The 14,893-nt window shown below is 62.8% G+C and carries 13 protein-coding genes; 6 read left to right on the forward strand and 7 right to left on the reverse strand.

The annotated features are described in order from the left end of the window. Positions 1–5 precede the first annotated feature (5 nt). The 4 genes from rsmB to ltrA form a co-directional block, all read right to left on the reverse strand. Entirely contained in the window at positions 6–1,313 is a 1,308-nt protein-coding gene (gene rsmB / locus AAHK21_RS13725; protein ID WP_367857508.1) for a 16S rRNA (cytosine(967)-C(5))-methyltransferase RsmB, read from the reverse strand. Continuing rightward, positions 1,310–2,242, reverse strand: coding sequence for a methionyl-tRNA formyltransferase (fmt, locus tag AAHK21_RS13730; RefSeq protein ID WP_367857509.1), 933 nt, complete (start codon positions 2,240–2,242; stop codon positions 1,310–1,312). The genes rsmB and fmt overlap by 4 nt, the downstream gene beginning before the upstream one ends. 62 nt (positions 2,243–2,304) lie before the next feature. After that, the gene (gene def / locus AAHK21_RS13735; RefSeq protein WP_038707094.1) at positions 2,305–2,811 is read right to left on the reverse strand and encodes a peptide deformylase; all 507 of its coding nucleotides are present in this window, start codon (positions 2,809–2,811) and stop codon (positions 2,305–2,307) included. A 108-nt stretch (positions 2,812–2,919) separates the two neighbouring features. Further along, the gene (gene ltrA / locus AAHK21_RS13740) at positions 2,920–4,626 is read right to left on the reverse strand and encodes a group II intron reverse transcriptase/maturase (RefSeq protein WP_367857510.1); all 1,707 of its coding nucleotides are present in this window, start codon (positions 4,624–4,626) and stop codon (positions 2,920–2,922) included. Between the two features lie 1,239 nt (positions 4,627–5,865). On the opposite strand from ltrA, the gene dprA reads away from it, so the two are divergent. From dprA to AAHK21_RS13760, 4 genes are all read left to right on the forward strand, one after another. Further along, entirely contained in the window at positions 5,866–6,963 is a 1,098-nt protein-coding gene (gene dprA, locus AAHK21_RS13745; protein ID WP_367857511.1) for a DNA-processing protein DprA, read from the forward strand. 38 nt (positions 6,964–7,001) lie between these two features. Then, positions 7,002–7,559, forward strand: a complete 558-nt coding sequence (locus AAHK21_RS13750) for an L-threonylcarbamoyladenylate synthase (protein WP_038707096.1) — start codon at positions 7,002–7,004, stop codon at positions 7,557–7,559. A gap of 273 nt (positions 7,560–7,832) precedes the next feature. Then, positions 7,833–8,276, forward strand: a complete 444-nt coding sequence (locus AAHK21_RS13755; protein WP_367857512.1) for a hypothetical protein — start codon at positions 7,833–7,835, stop codon at positions 8,274–8,276. A 479-nt stretch (positions 8,277–8,755) separates the two neighbouring features. After that, positions 8,756–9,067, forward strand: a complete 312-nt coding sequence (locus tag AAHK21_RS13760; RefSeq protein ID WP_367857513.1) for a hypothetical protein — start codon at positions 8,756–8,758, stop codon at positions 9,065–9,067. 116 nt (positions 9,068–9,183) lie between these two features. Here the strand turns inward: AAHK21_RS13760 and AAHK21_RS13765 are convergent, their stop codons facing one another. Further along, complete coding sequence (locus tag AAHK21_RS13765) at positions 9,184–10,161, reverse strand: NADPH:quinone reductase (protein ID WP_367857514.1); 978 nt, start codon at positions 10,159–10,161, stop codon at positions 9,184–9,186. 132 nt (positions 10,162–10,293) lie between these two features. Between AAHK21_RS13765 and hemF the strand changes: the two genes are divergently transcribed. Together hemF and aroE are read left to right on the forward strand one after the other, a co-directional pair. After that, positions 10,294–11,205: an oxygen-dependent coproporphyrinogen oxidase gene (gene hemF, locus AAHK21_RS13770; RefSeq protein WP_367857515.1), complete on the forward strand. Its 912-nt coding sequence runs from the start codon at positions 10,294–10,296 to the stop codon at positions 11,203–11,205. Positions 11,206–11,230: 25 nt separating this feature from the next. Next, positions 11,231–12,055 (forward strand): shikimate dehydrogenase, encoded by an 825-nt coding sequence (gene aroE / locus AAHK21_RS13775; protein WP_367857516.1) that lies wholly within the window; start codon positions 11,231–11,233, stop codon positions 12,053–12,055. A gap of 174 nt (positions 12,056–12,229) precedes the next feature. Here the strand turns inward: aroE and AAHK21_RS13780 are convergent, their stop codons facing one another. Together AAHK21_RS13780 and choX are read right to left on the reverse strand one after the other, a co-directional pair. Continuing rightward, the gene (locus AAHK21_RS13780; protein ID WP_367857517.1) at positions 12,230–13,795 is read right to left on the reverse strand and encodes a SulP family inorganic anion transporter; all 1,566 of its coding nucleotides are present in this window, start codon (positions 13,793–13,795) and stop codon (positions 12,230–12,232) included. Positions 13,796–13,963: 168 nt separating this feature from the next. Continuing rightward, a complete protein-coding gene (gene choX, locus AAHK21_RS13785) occupies positions 13,964–14,887 on the reverse strand; it encodes a choline ABC transporter substrate-binding protein (RefSeq protein WP_367857518.1) in 924 nt (307 codons plus the stop codon). Positions 14,888–14,893 lie beyond the last annotated feature (6 nt).

Below are 14,893 nucleotides of genomic sequence, written 5' to 3' on the forward strand. Positions count from 1 at the left end.
TGTGCTTACCGCGAGGCGGCGATCTTGATCAGCTTGGCATAGTAGAAGCCGTCGTGGCCGCCTTCCTGGGCCAGTAGCTGGCGCCCGTGGGGCTGGCGCAGACCGGCCTCGGTGGCCAGGTCCAGCTCGCGGGCACCGGGGGTGCGGGCGAGGAAGGCGTCGATCACTTCGGTATTCTCGGTCGGCAGGCTCGAGCAGGTGGCATAGAGCAGCATGCCGCCCACTTCCAGGGTCGGCCACAGGGCATCGAGTAGTTCACCTTGCAGCGCGGCCAGGACCGGGATGTCGTCGGCCTGGCGGGTCAGCTTGATGTCCGGGTGGCGGCGGATCACGCCAGTGGCCGAGCACGGGGCGTCGAGCAGGATGCGCTGGAACGGCTTGCCGTCCCACCAACTGGCGGTGTCGCGGGCGTCGCAGGCGATCAGCTCGGCATTGAGCTTGAGGCGGTCGAGGTTCTCGCGCACGCGGGTCAGGCGCTTGGCCTCGAGGTCGATGGCGACCATGTGCGCCAAGCCCGGTTCGGCTTCAAGCAGGTGGCAGGTCTTGCCGCCCGGGGCGCAGCAGGCGTCGAGCACGCGCTGGCCGGGGGCCAGTTCCAGCAGGTCGGCGGACAACTGCGCGGCTTCGTCCTGCACGCTCACCCAGCCGTCGGCGAAGCCTGGCAGGCCGCGCACGTCGCAAGCCTCGGCCAGGACGATGCCGTCACGGCTGTACTGGCAGGCGCTGGCGCCGATACCGGCCTCGGCCAGCAGCGCTAGATAAGCGTCGCGGCTGTGATGGCGGCGGTTGATGCGCAGGATCATCGGCGGGTGGGCGTTGTTGGCGGCGCAGATGGCCTCCCACTGCTCAGGCCAGAAGGCCTTGAGCGACTTCTGCAGCCAGCGCGGGTGGGCGGTGCGCACCACCGGGTCGCGCTCCATGTCGGCCAACAGTGCCTCCCCTTCACGCTGGGCGCGGCGCAGCACGGCGTTGAGCAGGCCCTTTGCCCAAGGCTTCTTGAGCTTGTCGGCACACCCGACGGTTTCGCCGATGGCGGCGTGGGCCGGGATGCGGCTGTAGAACAGCTGGTATAGACCGACCAGCAGCAGCGCCTGCACATCGGCGTCGGCGGCCTTGAACGGCTTCTGCAACAGTTGCGCGGCCAGCAGGTCCAGGCGCGGCTGCCAGCGGGCGGTGCCGAAGGCAAGGTCCTGCGTCAGGCCACGGTCGCGCTCATCGACCTTGTCCAGTTGCGCCGGCAGCGAGCTGTTCAGCGAAGCCTTGCCGCTGAGCACAGCGGCCAAGGCACGGGCGGCAGCCAGGCGTGGATTCATTGGCCGAGCACCTTGCCACTGGCGAATTTCTCGCGGCGGCTGTTGAACAGGTCGGCGAAGTTGAGGGCCTTGCCACCCGGCAGTTGCAGGCGGGTCAGGCTCAGGGCCTGGTCACCGCAGGCGACCACCAGGCCATCTTTGCTGGCCGACAGGATTTCGCCGGGGGCGCCCTGGGCTGTGGACAAGTTGGCGGCCAGTACCTTCACGCTTTCGCCGTCCAGGGTGCTGTGGCACACCGGCCAGGGGTTGAAGGCGCGGATCAGGCGCTCAAGCTCCACGGCCGGGCGGCTCCAGTCGATGCGCGCTTCGTCCTTGTTCAGCTTGTGGGCGTAGGTGGCCAGGGCATCGTCCTGCACTTCACCTTGCAGGCTGCCATCGGCCAGGCCGGCGATGGCCTGCACCACGGCGCCCGGGCCCATGGCGGCGAGGCGGTCGTGCAGGGTACCGCCGGTGTCCTCGGCGCTGATCGGGGTGACCACCTTGAGCAGCATCGGGCCGGTGTCCAGGCCCGCTTCCATGCGCATCACGGTCACACCGCTCTCGGCGTCACCGGCTTCAACGGCGCGCTGGATCGGCGCGGCGCCACGCCAGCGCGGCAGCAGCGAGGCGTGGCTGTTGATGCAGCCCAGGCGTGGGATATCCAGCACAGCTTGCGGCAGGATCAGGCCGTAGGCGACCACCACCATCAGGTCCGGCTTCAGTGCGGCGAGCTCGGCTTGGGCGTCGGCGTTGCGCAGGGTCTGCGGCTGGTACACCGGGATATCGTTGGCCACAGCCAGCGCCTTGACCGCGCTCGGCATCAGCTTCTGGCCGCGCCCGGCCGGGCGGTCGGGCTGGGTGTAGACGGCCACGATCTCGTACGGGCTGTCGAGCAGGGCCTTGAGGTGTTCGGCGGCAAACTCTGGAGTGCCTGCGAAGACGATGCGCATGGAGTTCTCGCTTCTTGAAAAAGAAAAAGGCTTGCCGGAGCAAGCCTTCTGGAAGGTGTGGATCAGGCTTGCTGGCGGTGCTGCTTTTCCAGCTTCTTCTTGATCCGGTCACGTTTGAGCTGCGACAGGTAGTCGACGAACAGCTTGCCGTTGAGGTGATCGAACTCGTGCTGCACGCACACCGCCAGCAGGCCCTCGCATTCCAGCTCGTATGGCTTGCCGTCGCGGTCCTGGGCCTTGACCCGGACGCGCAGCGGGCGGTCGACGTTTTCGTAGAAGCCCGGCACCGACAGGCAGCCTTCCTGGTACTGGCCCATGTCGTGGGTCAGCTCTTCGACGCTGGGGTTGATAAAGACGCGTGGTTCGCTGCGATCTTCGCTCAGGTCCATCACCACGACTTGCTGGTGCACGTTGACCTGAGTCGCCGCCAGGCCGATGCCCGGGGCCTCGTACATGGTTTCGAACATGTCGTCGATCAGCTGGCGCAAGGCGTCGTCAAACACCGTTACCGGTTTGGCAATGGTACGCAGGCGCGGATCGGGGAATTCGAGAATGTTCAAAATGGCCATGGCGGTCAGGCAGTCACTGTGCGGTCGGTTGAAAAGTCGGGTGGGAACCGGCCATTACTGGCCAGCTCCCCCCTAAGAACCGTACGTGCGCCTTTCAGCGCATACGGCTCAAGCCTTCACCAAGCTTCCAATGGAAGCCGGTTTGCTCACGTGCAGACCACGCGTGTGGAGCTGGTTGTGACAATTAGGATGCAAGAGTACCCGATTGGCCAAAGCGTCACCACCGTCTACGGCCCGGTGGATGATGTGGTGGTCGTGCCACCCTGTTTCCTTGGTGATCGGTTGTTTGCAAAGCAGGCACAGGCCGTTCTGGCTGGCGAATAAATTTCCGATTTGTTTCCGGTACTTCAGCTTATTCAGCATCCGGTCCATCCGGAGTTTCTCGCCCATGGCCTCCATGGCTGGATCGTAGGGGTTATATTCCCCACTCACCTTTCTGTGCCGCTCGATCGGAGTACTCGCAAGCGAGTACAACTCGAACTCCCGTTTCGTCCCATTTTCCTCCAATACTGTGGTCGCGAACACCCATTTCCTGTCCCCTGAGGCCCGAAAATACTTCTTCCTGACCCAGTCGAGGGACTTGTTTGGGTGCCGCCTCTTTGCCCATCGCCAGAGTTTGATAAACACTCTGTTGTCCATACGGCTGTACGCTTGTTTGGCAACTACTGGCTGGTGGTACAGAGCCCACCCTCTCAGCATCGGGTTTAGCATTCGGATCAAGTCGCCCTGCTTCACCGTCTTGTGAGAGTCGATCACCTCTCGAACCTTGCTATAGAACGCCTTAACGTTCTTCTTGCTCGGCTTGATCAGTAACGTTCCGTCGTATTTCCGGAAACTCCATCCAAGGAAGTCGAAGCCTTCGTCGATGTGAGCAACACGCGTTTTCTTGAGTGACAACCGCAGCCCTCGCGTCGCGAGGAACTGTTCTACCCAAGGTTTTACTTCGTTCTCAAGCACCTCCGAGGAGGTGCCAGTAATCACGAAGTCATCTGCGTATCGCACCACATTCACCTTCAGTTTCTTCGCCCTTGCCACTCCTAGGTATTGCTTGAGGAGTGTTTCCAGACCATCCAGTGCCAGATTTGCCAACACCGGGGAGATAATTCCCCCTTGTGGCGTGCCTGCGTCCGTTGCGTGCAACTGCCCCTTGTGGATGACTCCAGCCTTTAACCACTGCTGAAGCATCCGGGTATCCGTAGGGGCATTCCTTAGCAGCCATTCGTGGTTGATGTTGTCGAAGAACCCTTCGATGTCTGCGTCCAAAACCCAACAGGCGGAAGCCTGTTTGGAAAGACACAGGAAGAGCTGCGCCATCGCATCCGCCGTACAACGTTCGATCCTGAAGCCGTAGCTATTAGGATCGCCCTGGGTTTCGGCGATGGGAGACAGGGCCAGCATGTACAGCGCTTGCATAGCCCTATCCGTCATGGTCGGTATGCCCAATGGGCGTTCCCGTCCATCCGACTTCGGGATGTAGACTCGCCGTAGTGGCCGAGCCCGGTAACCCCGCGTCTTCAACTGACCAACCGCATTCCATTTCGCGTTGGGTGTGTCCCAGAGTTGCCTATCGACTCCCGCCGTGCGGCTTCCCTGATTTTCCGTGACTCTCCGTACGGCCAAGTATCTGGCCGACTTCGAGTGGGTAAGCATCCGTTGCAGGGATTTAACCTTGCGCCATTTGCCTACACGACAAGCCTTCGCAATTCGCACCTGCATTCCCCGGACATTCCGCTGAACTCGACGCCAATCGACGTCATGCCACTGCTGCGGAGTGCCGGAAAGCGCAGACTCACCTTGCTGGCTGAGCTCTTTCATGCTGCTTTCCTCTCAAAGTGATACCACCCGAGCGGAAGGCGCACGTACCCCTGAGGGGCGTATGCACCCCGTCAGGGTTGGATAATCAAGGGCCAATGAAGCCAGCCCTGAAGTTGATGAGACGGTCTAAGTCAGAGTCATTGCGACAGAAGACCACGCAGAAGTCTGCCCGGTTTCCCGTGGGGTGATGTTCCAACCCCTATCCAAGCCATTACAGCCTGGCGTTCGCTTTCTCTGCGATCCCATACCCGCACCGCCAACAGTGTTCCTTACGGTTCACCTGCCCAAAGGGCAGCGATACGGGCTTACCACGTTCCCTGTCTGTCACACGACTGGGTTAGGACCTACCTTTTTCACCGGTGATCTCGGAAGACGACGTATCCCCAGCTCAGACGGGAATAACCGATCACGTACCTTTTGGTTCAAGCCTGTCAGCAGCTTTGGCTTGGCTATGTTTACGGTGTTTATCAGTAGTTCACATATGTTGCCCATACCAGTCAGCCTAGCGCCTTAACCCGGCACTGCTCCGAGTCTCTGCACCCCTCCTCGCGGAGAGAATGCACCCGAGATGGGGGCTACATTGTCAGACGGGCTTCACACACCACCGTTGCCAGTAGTGCATGCCGTCGTAGGCTACCGTTGGTCGTACAACGAGTCCGCTACTGCTCCGTGTGGGCGGCAGTTGGACAATGACAGACAGAGCTTCCGCTCATGTCTCCTGAGGAAAAGCCGAGCCAAGACGGTAATGACCGTTGGTCGGTTATTTGTTACCTCCTGCAATGAAAACGAGCAGGAGGTGACCCCTGCGGGGATCTTCTCCCCCGCTTGGGTTGATGTGTAGAGAGCTCTCCAAAACCGGGGGTTACCGGTTCTGCGGTCGTGCTACCGAGAGCTGAACGACCTTGGGGTTTGCCATCCGCCGCAGCGGTAAGCCCTTGAAGGCAGTGGACTTCTGGGTTGGTTTTGTTTCTTGGGGATGGATACCCAAGTATTCGATTTCCTTGCAGAAATCCCATCAAGCTGGCCATACAGCTTGGTGGAGGAGACACGCTACGCGTGTCGCACCTGAGCACACATAATAAAGGGAAACGGTGGCCAAGGCACCTGTGAAAGCTCGGCTAGGGTCTTTATGGGCTTGATAGCTGCCATTTAATAGACAGCTTTTCAAAGTATTACCCACAAAGTTATCCACAGGCTGTGCCACGCCGATGGCCCCCTGTCGATCAAGGAGGATCACCCATGAGCACTCTCCGTTCGTCGCCTTGCTCGCCTGCCGAACTGGAGGCGCGGCTGCGTCTGCATCGCCTCCCCGACATCGGCCTGCGCCGCTTTCTTACCCTGATCGAAGCCTTTGGCAATGCCTCATCGGCACTCAGTGCGCCGGCCAGTGCCTGGCGTGCGCTGGGGTTGCCAGCCGCCAGTATCGATGCCCGTCGCAGCCCTGAGGTGCGCGACGGCGCATTGGCTGCAATGGCTTGGTTAGAGCGCCCGGGCCAGCATTTGCTGATGTGGGACGGGCCTGGCTACCCCGCATTGCTGAGTGAAATCGACGACCCGCCACCCCTGCTGTTCGTCGCCGGTGACCCCGCTTTGCTGGAGCATCCGCAGCTGGCGATTGTGGGTAGCAGGCGTGCTTCACCACCGGCGCTGGATACCGCGGCTGCGTTTTCGCGTTGCCTGGCGCAAGCCGGGTTCACCATCACCAGCGGGCTGGCGCTGGGCGTTGACGGTGCCGCTCATCGGGCCGCGCTGAAAGCCGGAGGGCAGACCATTGGAGTGCTCGGCACGGGGTTGCAAAAACTTTATCCACAGCGCCACCGTGACCTTGCCCGGGCGATGCTCGACAGTGGCAGCGCGCTGGTTTCCGAGTACCCGCTGGATGCCGGGCCGCTGGCCGGTAACTTCCCCAGGCGCAACCGCATCATCAGCGGGCTGTCGCTCGGCGTGCTGGTGGTCGAGGCGAGCATCGCCAGCGGCTCATTGATCACCGCGCGCCTTGCCGCGGAGCAAGGGCGCGAGGTGTATGCCATTCCGGGTTCGATCCACCACCCCGGCGCCAAGGGCTGCCACCAGCTGATTCGCGACGGCGCGCTGTTGGTGGAAAGCGTGGAACAGATCCTCGACAGCCTGCGAGGTTGGCAGAACCTGCCGGGCGCGCCTGTGGGCAAAGCCGACCATCCCCTGCTCGCCTTGCTCCACGCCGCACCCCACACCAGCGAGGGCCTGGCGCACAGCAGCGGTCAGCCGTTGGCCCAGGTATTGGCCAGCCTCACCGAGCTGGAGCTCGAGGGCCGGGTCAGCAATGAAGCCGGGCGTTGGTTTGCCCGTTCCGGCTAAGTACACTGCGCACACGGCGTTTATGCGGAGAGACGGAAATGGTGAGCAGTTGGCGTGTGCAACAAGCCGCGCGTGAGGTGAAGGCGGGTGCGGTGATCGCCTATCCGACGGAAGCGGTCTGGGGCCTGGGCTGCGACCCGTGGAACGAGGACGCGGTGTATCGCCTGCTGGCGCTCAAGTCGCGGCCTGTGGATAAAGGCCTGATCCTGGTCGCCGACAGCATCCACCAGTTCGATTTCCTGTTCGAAGACTTCCCCCAGGACTGGATCGACCGCATGGCCGCCACCTGGCCGGGGCCGAACACCTGGCTGGTGCCGCACCAGGACCTGCTGCCCGAGTGGGTGACCGGGCAGCATGACAGCGTGGCATTGCGGGTCAGCGATCACCCACAGGTGCGTGAGCTGTGCGCGCTGGTGGGCCCATTGATTTCCACGTCCTGCAACCCGGCCGGGCGCCCGGCGGCCAAGAGCCGGTTGCGGGTGGAGCAGTATTTCCACAAGCAGCTGGACATGGTGCTGGGTGGGGCGTTGGGGGGGCGGAAGAATCCAAGCCTGATTCGGGACCTGGCGACCGGCGAGGTTGTGCGCCCGGGTTGATACCGCTGGCGAGGGCTTCGCCCTCGTTTCGCGGCACAAGGCCGCTCCACAGGCAAGCGCGATCCCCTCTAGGAGCGGCCTTGTGCCACGAAAGGGCCGCAAAGCGGCCCCAGAAACCGCGCAGATTCTCCTGATTTTCTCTCAAATGGTTGCCCAGTAATCCAATTGGGAAACGTCCTACTACCCCCGTCCTAAGCCACCACCTTCACTACAGGAACCCCTACCTCTAGCTTGCTCGCCGTGCGTCGCAAATCGGCGGGAGCATCTAGAACAATGCCGCTATTCGAGAATGCCGAGTACCTGATAAGGGCGAATCTGGAGCAGCTAGCGTCCAATCATCGGGTCAGGGCGGTGGAGATAGGCAGATTTACCGCAGATCAGTTCGAAGCGATCAACAGGCAGAAAGCAGGGCAGGATTTACCCCAGCTTGAGGATCCGGGCATCGTCTTCATTGGCAGTCATGCCTACAGAAGCCGGGTGATACGCGACGGATACACCATTGATGACATGATTCTGCAAATCAAGGCAGCGCTGGCAGCGACATCGGTCTGGAAGAGTGCCACCCACATGACTGCCCTTCGCAGCACGATTGGCCTAAATGATGGCTATGGCAATGAAATCTATGATGAGGCGATTTTTGAACTGACGGTCCGCAAGCCCAAGGCGGAGCTCTATTCCATCGTGCCCAAAGGGGATAGAAACAAGCCCAAAAAATAATGGCCGCTTAAGCGGCCAAAGAGTAAGGATGCGCTCGCCCGGATAACTTGAAACTCAACCGGCGCACCAGCACAACCTCAGGGAGAAAGGCTACGCCTCAGAGCCGGCACGGTCAAGCGAGGCCCTGCCCCTCGCGTGTCGCTCCCACAGGGATTCTCTGCACCCTCAGGACTTTCTGATTTTTCCTCCCAAGGCTGCCCATCTCGAATTCAGAGAATTATCCTACGCAGTCTGTCGACTGCCATTACCTTCTCAGTGGGAACGCCTGCCTCTAGGCTCCAGACCGTCGCCGAATAACTTGGCGATCGGGTGTGGTAGCCCGGGTATTCGATTTCCCATGTCAGTCCATGGCGGCTGTGCGTGGGAGGCTTTCGAGCCTGCCTGGTTTGGGAATCGCCCGGGTCTACCACCTCGCGTACAGTCGCCACCCAATTCGCGTGGTAGCGGGGGCCGGTGGTTTCTTTAAGGAGCGAATTCCCATGAATAGAAAGCTTGTTCCCGATCCACCACTCCCCAATACCACAACCCACCCCTTCGGCCGCTGCGACGCCGGCCACCCACCGCTCTTCACCGTAAATCCCAACATCGAAGCCCACGATGCCCTGGTACACGTTGCGCTCTATCTGCGCTGCGCCTACGACACCGGCATCAAGGCCCTCGACCACCTGCGTGACGAGGGGCGCGGCATGTACTGGTCGAGCCTGCATTCGCTGGAAATGGCGGAGGGGTTGGTGGAGGCGATGCTTGAGGGCATTGAGTCAGCGTCTGTAGCCGAAAGGCCCGCTGGCTGAACTGACGCCATCGCCGACAAGCCGGCTCCCACAGGTACAGCGTCATCTAGGAGGTTTGCGCGGTCCCTGTGGGAGCTGGCTTGCCAGCGAATGGGCCGCAGAGCGGCCCCAGGATTTCAAGGCAGCAGAACAGTCGAGCCCACCGTCCGCCGCGCCGACAACTCACTCTGCGCCTTGGCCGCCTCACTCAACGGATACCGCTGCTGGATATCCACAACCAGCTTGCCACTGGCGATCATCGCGAACAGGTCATCGGCCATGACCTGGGTGTTCTCGGCATTGTTGGCGTAGCTCCCCAGCGTCGGCCGGGTGACATACAACGACCCCTTCTGCGACAGGATCCCCAAGTTGACCCCGCTTACCGCGCCGGAGGCATTGCCGAAACTCACCATCAACCCTCGCGGCCTCAGGCAATCCAGCGAGGTCAGCCAGGTATCGGCCCCCACGCCGTCATACACCACTGCGCACTTCTGACCGTCTGTCAGCTCCAGCACACGCTTGGCCACATCTTCATGGCTGTAGTCGATGGTCGCCCAGGCTCCGAGCGCCTTGGCCCGCTCAGCCTTCTCGGCGGAACTGACAGTACCGATCAGCTTCGCCCCCAGTGCCTTGGCCCACTGACAAGCCAGCGATCCGACACCACCGGCAGCAGCATGGAACAGCACGAAATCCCCAGGCTGCACGGCATAGGTCTGCTTGAGCAGGTACTGCGTGGTCAGCCCCTTGAGCATCACCGCCGCCGCCTGTTCGAAGCTGATCGCATCCGGCAGCTTGACCAGGTTGGCCTCCGGCAGTGTATGCACCTCGCTGTAGGCCCCCAGCGGCCCGCCGGCATAGGCCACACGGTCGCCGACCTTGATCCGGCTGACGCCCTCGCCCACGGCTTCGACCACCCCCGCCGCTTCGGTACCCAGCCCGGAAGGCAGCGACGGCGGCGCATACAGCCCGCCACGGAAATAGGTGTCGATGAAGTTCAGCCCGATCGCATGGTTGCGTACGCGCACTTGCTGCGGGCCGGGCGGGGCCGGGTCGAACTCCACCAACTGCAACACTTCCGGGCCGCCATGCTGGCTGAACTGGATACGCTTGGCCATCACACACTCCTGTTATTGGGGCTGCAAAGGCCTTCTATCGGACGCCTTTGCTTGATCGCCGTCAACTGCGGCGCGGGGTTTGCCGGTGGTATGCTACGCGGCGAATTTTCCCCGCTCCTTCCAGGTGACCCGATGACCAGCCGCACCGAGGCCGTGAAAGCCTACCTGCTCGACCTGCAAGACCGCATCTGCACTGCCCTCGAGACCGAAGACGGCGGCGCCCGCTTCGTCGAGGATGCCTGGGTGCGCGATGCCGGCGGCGGTGGTCGCACGCGGGTGATCGGTGACGGCAAGGTGATCGAGAAAGGCGGCGTGAACTTCTCCCACGTGTTCGGCAGCGGCCTGCCGCCGTCGGCCAGTGCCCACCGCCCGGAGCTGGCGGGCCGTGGTTTCGAGGCGCTGGGCGTGTCGCTGGTGATCCACCCGCACAACCCGCATGTGCCGACGTCCCACGCCAACGTGCGGTTCTTCATCGCCGAAAAAGAGGGCGAAGAGGCGGTGTGGTGGTTCGGTGGCGGCTTCGACCTGACCCCCTACTACGGCAATGAAGAAGACTGCGTGCACTGGCACCGCGTGGCCGAGCAGGCCTGCGCGCCGTTCGGCGCCGACGTGTACCCGCGCTACAAGGCCTGGTGCGACCGCTACTTCCACCTCAAGCACCGTGGCGAGCCACGCGGCATCGGCGGCCTGTTCTTCGATGACCTGAACGAGTGGGACTTCGATACCTGCTTCGCCTTCATCCGCGCCATCGGTGACGCCTACGTCGAGGCTTACTTGCCGATCGTCCAGCGCCGCAAGGACACCCCGTATACCCCCGCCCAGCGCGAATTCCAGGAATACCGTCGTGGGCGCTACGTCGAGTTCAACCTGGTCTACGACCGTGGCACCCTGTTCGGCCTGCAGTCCGGTGGCCGCACCGAATCGATCCTGATGTCGCTGCCACCGCAAGTGCGCTGGGGCTACGATTGGAAACCCGAACCAGGCAGCGAAGAAGCGCGCCTGACCGAGTACTTCCTGCAAGACCGCGACTGGCTCGCCCAGTAAGCCTGTGGAAACCCGAGGATCATCCATGGACCAGTACGTCGTTTTCGGTAACCCCATCGGCCACAGCAAATCGCCGCTGATCCACCGTCTGTTCGCCGACCAGACCGGCGAGGACCTGGAGTACGCCACCCTGCTGGCGCCGCTGGACGAGTTCAGCGACTGCGCCCGTGGCTTCTTCAAGCAAGGCAGCGGCGCCAACGTCACCGTGCCGTTCAAGGAAGAGGCCTATCGCCTGTGCGACAGCCTCACCCCGCGTGCCCGGCGTGCCGGCGCGGTGAACACCTTGAGCAAGCTGGCCGACGGTACGTTGCAAGGCGATAACACCGACGGCGCCGGGCTGGTGCGTGACCTCACCGTCAACGCCGGGGTCGAGCTGGCCGGCAAGCGCATCCTCATCCTTGGTGCCGGCGGCGCGGTACGTGGCGTGCTGGAGCCGATCCTGGCGCACAAGCCGCAGTCGCTGGTGATCGCCAACCGCACGGTGGAGAAGGCCGAGCAGCTGGCCCGTGAGTTCGATGAGCTGGGGCCGGTGGTGGCCAGCGGTTTTGCCTGGTTGCAGGAGCCGGTGGACGTGATCATCAACGCCACCTCGGCGAGCCTGGCTGGCGAGCTGCCGCCGATTGCCGAGAGCCTGGTCGAGGCGGGGCGTACCGTGTGCTACGACATGATGTATGGCAAGGAGCCGACACCGTTCTGCCAGTGGGCAAGCAAGCTGGGCGCGGCCAAGGTGCTGGATGGATTGGGGATGCTGGCGGAACAGGCGGCCGAGGCGTTCTTTATCTGGCGTGGGGTTCGGCCTGAGACCGGGCCGGTGCTGGATGAGCTGCGTCGGCAGCTAGCTCGCGGCTGAGTTCGAGATTTTGGGGCCGCTTTACGGCCTTTTCGCTGCGGTTCGTCGCACGACAAGCCAGCTCTCACAGGTACCGCACTAGTCTTGAGCAAAGCGCGGTCTATGTGGGAGCTGGCTTGTCGTGGCGACGAACCGCAGCGAAAAGGCTGCAAAGCAGCCCCTGGATTTCAAAGCTCATTCCTCAAATCGAATGGGGCACAGTTCAACCCCCTCCAGCTTCTGCAACTCCTCCATCACTTGCGGCCTTGCCCGCTGCAACGTCAGGCTCCCGCCACTGCGCATCAGCCGTCGCGCCTCGCGGTGCAACATATCCACACCCGAGTAATCGATGAAGTTCACCTGCCTTGCATCGATCACCACATGCGGCCCCTGGCAGCGCTGCAGGCGCACTTGCAGATAATGCGCCGCGCCGAAGAAGATCGACCCGCCCACCCGCAATACGTCCGCCTCCCCTTCCCGGCTTTGCTGCACCCGTGGCCTAGAGGTGCGCTTGAGGTAGAAGAACAGCGACGCCAGCACCCCGGCATAGATCGCCGTCTGCAACTCCAGCAGCAGCGTCGCCGCCGCCGTCAGCGCCATCACCAGGAACTCCGAGCGGCTGACCCGGAACAGCGCGCGAATGCCGCGATGGTCCACCAGTCCCCAGCAGATCAGAAGGATGCTCCCTGCCATCGCCGGGATCGGCAGGTGGGCGATCAGCCCGGCGCCGGTCACCGCGAACAGTGCGACCCACAGCGCTGAGAACACCCCGGCCAGTGGCGAGCGGGCGCCGGCATCGTAGCTCAGGCCCGAGCGAGTGAAGGAACCTGCGGACAGATAACCGGAGAAAAACGCGCCGCCGATATTAGACAGGCCCTGTGCACGGATTTCCTGGTCAGGGTCGATCAATTGCTCCGAACGTGCCGACAACGAGCGGGCAATCGACAGGCTGGTGACCAGCCCTAGCATGCCCACCGCCACAGCGCTGGGCAGCAGGCGCAGCATCAGTTCCACATCCAGCAGAGGCAGCGGGCTGAAGGGCGGGAGCTGTCCGGTGAACGCAGCCACTCTGGGCACATGGCCGAACACGCCGGGCAGTAGCCAGGCCACCAGGCTGACCAGCAGCAGGCTTATCAACAGGCTTGGCCAGCGCGGGCGCCATAGTTTCAGAGCTATGCCGATCACCAGCGTGGCCAGGCCCAGGGCCAGCGATGGCAGATCCACTTCGCCCATGTGCCCAGCCAGGTCCTGCACGGTCTTCAATGCAGTGGCCTGGCTCGGTAAGTCCATCCCCAGCAGGTTCGGCAGTTGCCCAAGGGCGATGACGATGGCGGCGCCGAGGGTGAAGCCCAGCACCACCGAGTGGGAAACGAAATTGACCAGCGCACCGAAGCGCAACAGCCCCAGCAGCAACTGGAAGACACCGCCGAGGAAGGTCAGCAGCAGTACCAGGGTCACATAGTCGGCGCTGCCGGCCACGGCCAGGGGGCTGATGCTGGCGTAGAGGACGATGGAGATGGCGGCCGTGGGCCCGCAGATCAGGTGCCAGGACGAGCCCCACAGGCAGGCGATCAGCACGGGGACGATGGCGGCGTACAGGCCGTACTCGGCGGGCAGCCCGGCGATCAGGGCGTAGGCGATGGACTGCGGCAGGGCGAGGATGGCGCCGCTCAGGCCCACCAGCAGGTCCTGGCGCAGGCTGCGACCCGATTGGCGGGGCAGCCAGGTGAGGAAGGGCAGCAGGTGGGTCAGGCGGGGCATGGGGCAACTCGCTCAGGGTCCGTTCTTGTACTGGCCTTGCTGGCCTCATCGCCGGCAAGCCGGCTCCCACGGGGATACCACAAGCCTAAAGGCTGTCGCTGTACCTGTGGGAGCTGCGGTTCGCCGCTGCGACTTGCCAGCGATGAGGCCGAGACTGGCAGCAAGGCTCTAGAGTCTGTCTTTTACGGCTTCTTGGGCGCTGCCACCGGCTTTGGTGGTCACTCCAGCCAACCACCCATCCAGCACCTGCGGATGCGCCTTCACCCAAGCCTTGGCCGCCTCATCAAAGCTCACCTTCTTATCCACAACCTCGGCCATGATGCTGTTCTCCATCTCCAGCGAGAACTTCAAGTTCCCCAGCAGCTTCGCCGCATTCGGGCAGGCTTGTGGATAACCTTTGCGGGTCAGGGTGTAGACATCGCCCTTGCTGCCGAACCATTTCTCCCCGCCCGTGAGGTAATGCATCTTCAGCTTCACGTTCATCGGATGCGGAGTCCAGCCAAGGAAGGTGATGAACTGCTGCTTCTTCACTGCCCGGTCCACTTGAGCGAGCATCGCCTGCTCGCTGGACTCGACCAGTTTCCACTGGCCAAGGTCGAACTCATTCTTGTCGATGATCTCTTTCAGCGACAAGTTGGCCGGCGCGCCGGAGCCGATGCCGTAGAGCTTCTTGTCGAACTGCGCAGCGTGCTTGTGCAGGTCGGCGAAGTCCTTCACGCCCGCGTTCCATACATAGTCGGGCACCGCCAGGGTGAACTCGGTGCCTTCCAGGTTCTTCGCCAGTTGCTGCACATCGCCATTGGCGATGAACTTGTCATGGAAGCCCTGCTGCGCCGGCATCCAATTGCCGAGGAAAGCATCCACTCGGCCATCTTTCAGGCCGCCGTAAATGATCGGCACGGCCAGGCTGTCGATCTTCACCTGGTACCCCAGGCTTTCCAGGAGCAGCCGGGCCACGGCGTTGGTGCTGGCGATATCGCTCCAGCTGGGGTCGGCCATCTTCACGGTGCTGCATTGCGCGTCGCTGTCGGCGGCGTGTGCCGTGCCCAGGCTCAGGGCCAGGGTGAGCACGGCGGTGGAGAACTTCTGCATGGCGGC

This window comes from Pseudomonas sp. TE50-2 (assembly GCF_040813665.1).
GTDB lineage: Bacteria > Pseudomonadota > Gammaproteobacteria > Pseudomonadales > Pseudomonadaceae > Aquipseudomonas > Aquipseudomonas soli.

What these genes read in the sequence shown, in the direction of transcription:
- AAHK21_RS13760 (WP_367857513.1), top strand. Translation starts at nt 8,756, where the DNA reads ATGAATAGAAAGCTTGTTCCCGATCCACCACTCCCCAATACCACAACC.
- choX (WP_367857518.1), bottom strand. Translation starts at nt 14,887, where the DNA reads ATGCAGAAGTTCTCCACCGCCGTGCTCACCCTGGCCCTGAGCCTGGGC.
- dprA (WP_367857511.1), top strand. Translation starts at nt 5,866, where the DNA reads ATGAGCACTCTCCGTTCGTCGCCTTGCTCGCCTGCCGAACTGGAGGCG.
- AAHK21_RS13780 (WP_367857517.1), bottom strand. Translation starts at nt 13,795, where the DNA reads ATGCCCCGCCTGACCCACCTGCTGCCCTTCCTCACCTGGCTGCCCCGC.
- aroE (WP_367857516.1), top strand. Translation starts at nt 11,231, where the DNA reads ATGGACCAGTACGTCGTTTTCGGTAACCCCATCGGCCACAGCAAATCG.
- fmt (WP_367857509.1), bottom strand. Translation starts at nt 2,242, where the DNA reads ATGCGCATCGTCTTCGCAGGCACTCCAGAGTTTGCCGCCGAACACCTC.
- ltrA (WP_367857510.1), bottom strand. Translation starts at nt 4,626, where the DNA reads ATGAAAGAGCTCAGCCAGCAAGGTGAGTCTGCGCTTTCCGGCACTCCG.
- AAHK21_RS13750 (WP_038707096.1), top strand. Translation starts at nt 7,002, where the DNA reads ATGGTGAGCAGTTGGCGTGTGCAACAAGCCGCGCGTGAGGTGAAGGCG.
- AAHK21_RS13765 (WP_367857514.1), bottom strand. Translation starts at nt 10,161, where the DNA reads ATGGCCAAGCGTATCCAGTTCAGCCAGCATGGCGGCCCGGAAGTGTTG.
- def (WP_038707094.1), bottom strand. Translation starts at nt 2,811, where the DNA reads ATGGCCATTTTGAACATTCTCGAATTCCCCGATCCGCGCCTGCGTACC.
- rsmB (WP_367857508.1), bottom strand. Translation starts at nt 1,313, where the DNA reads ATGAATCCACGCCTGGCTGCCGCCCGTGCCTTGGCCGCTGTGCTCAGC.
- hemF (WP_367857515.1), top strand. Translation starts at nt 10,294, where the DNA reads ATGACCAGCCGCACCGAGGCCGTGAAAGCCTACCTGCTCGACCTGCAA.
- AAHK21_RS13755 (WP_367857512.1), top strand. Translation starts at nt 7,833, where the DNA reads ATGCCGCTATTCGAGAATGCCGAGTACCTGATAAGGGCGAATCTGGAG.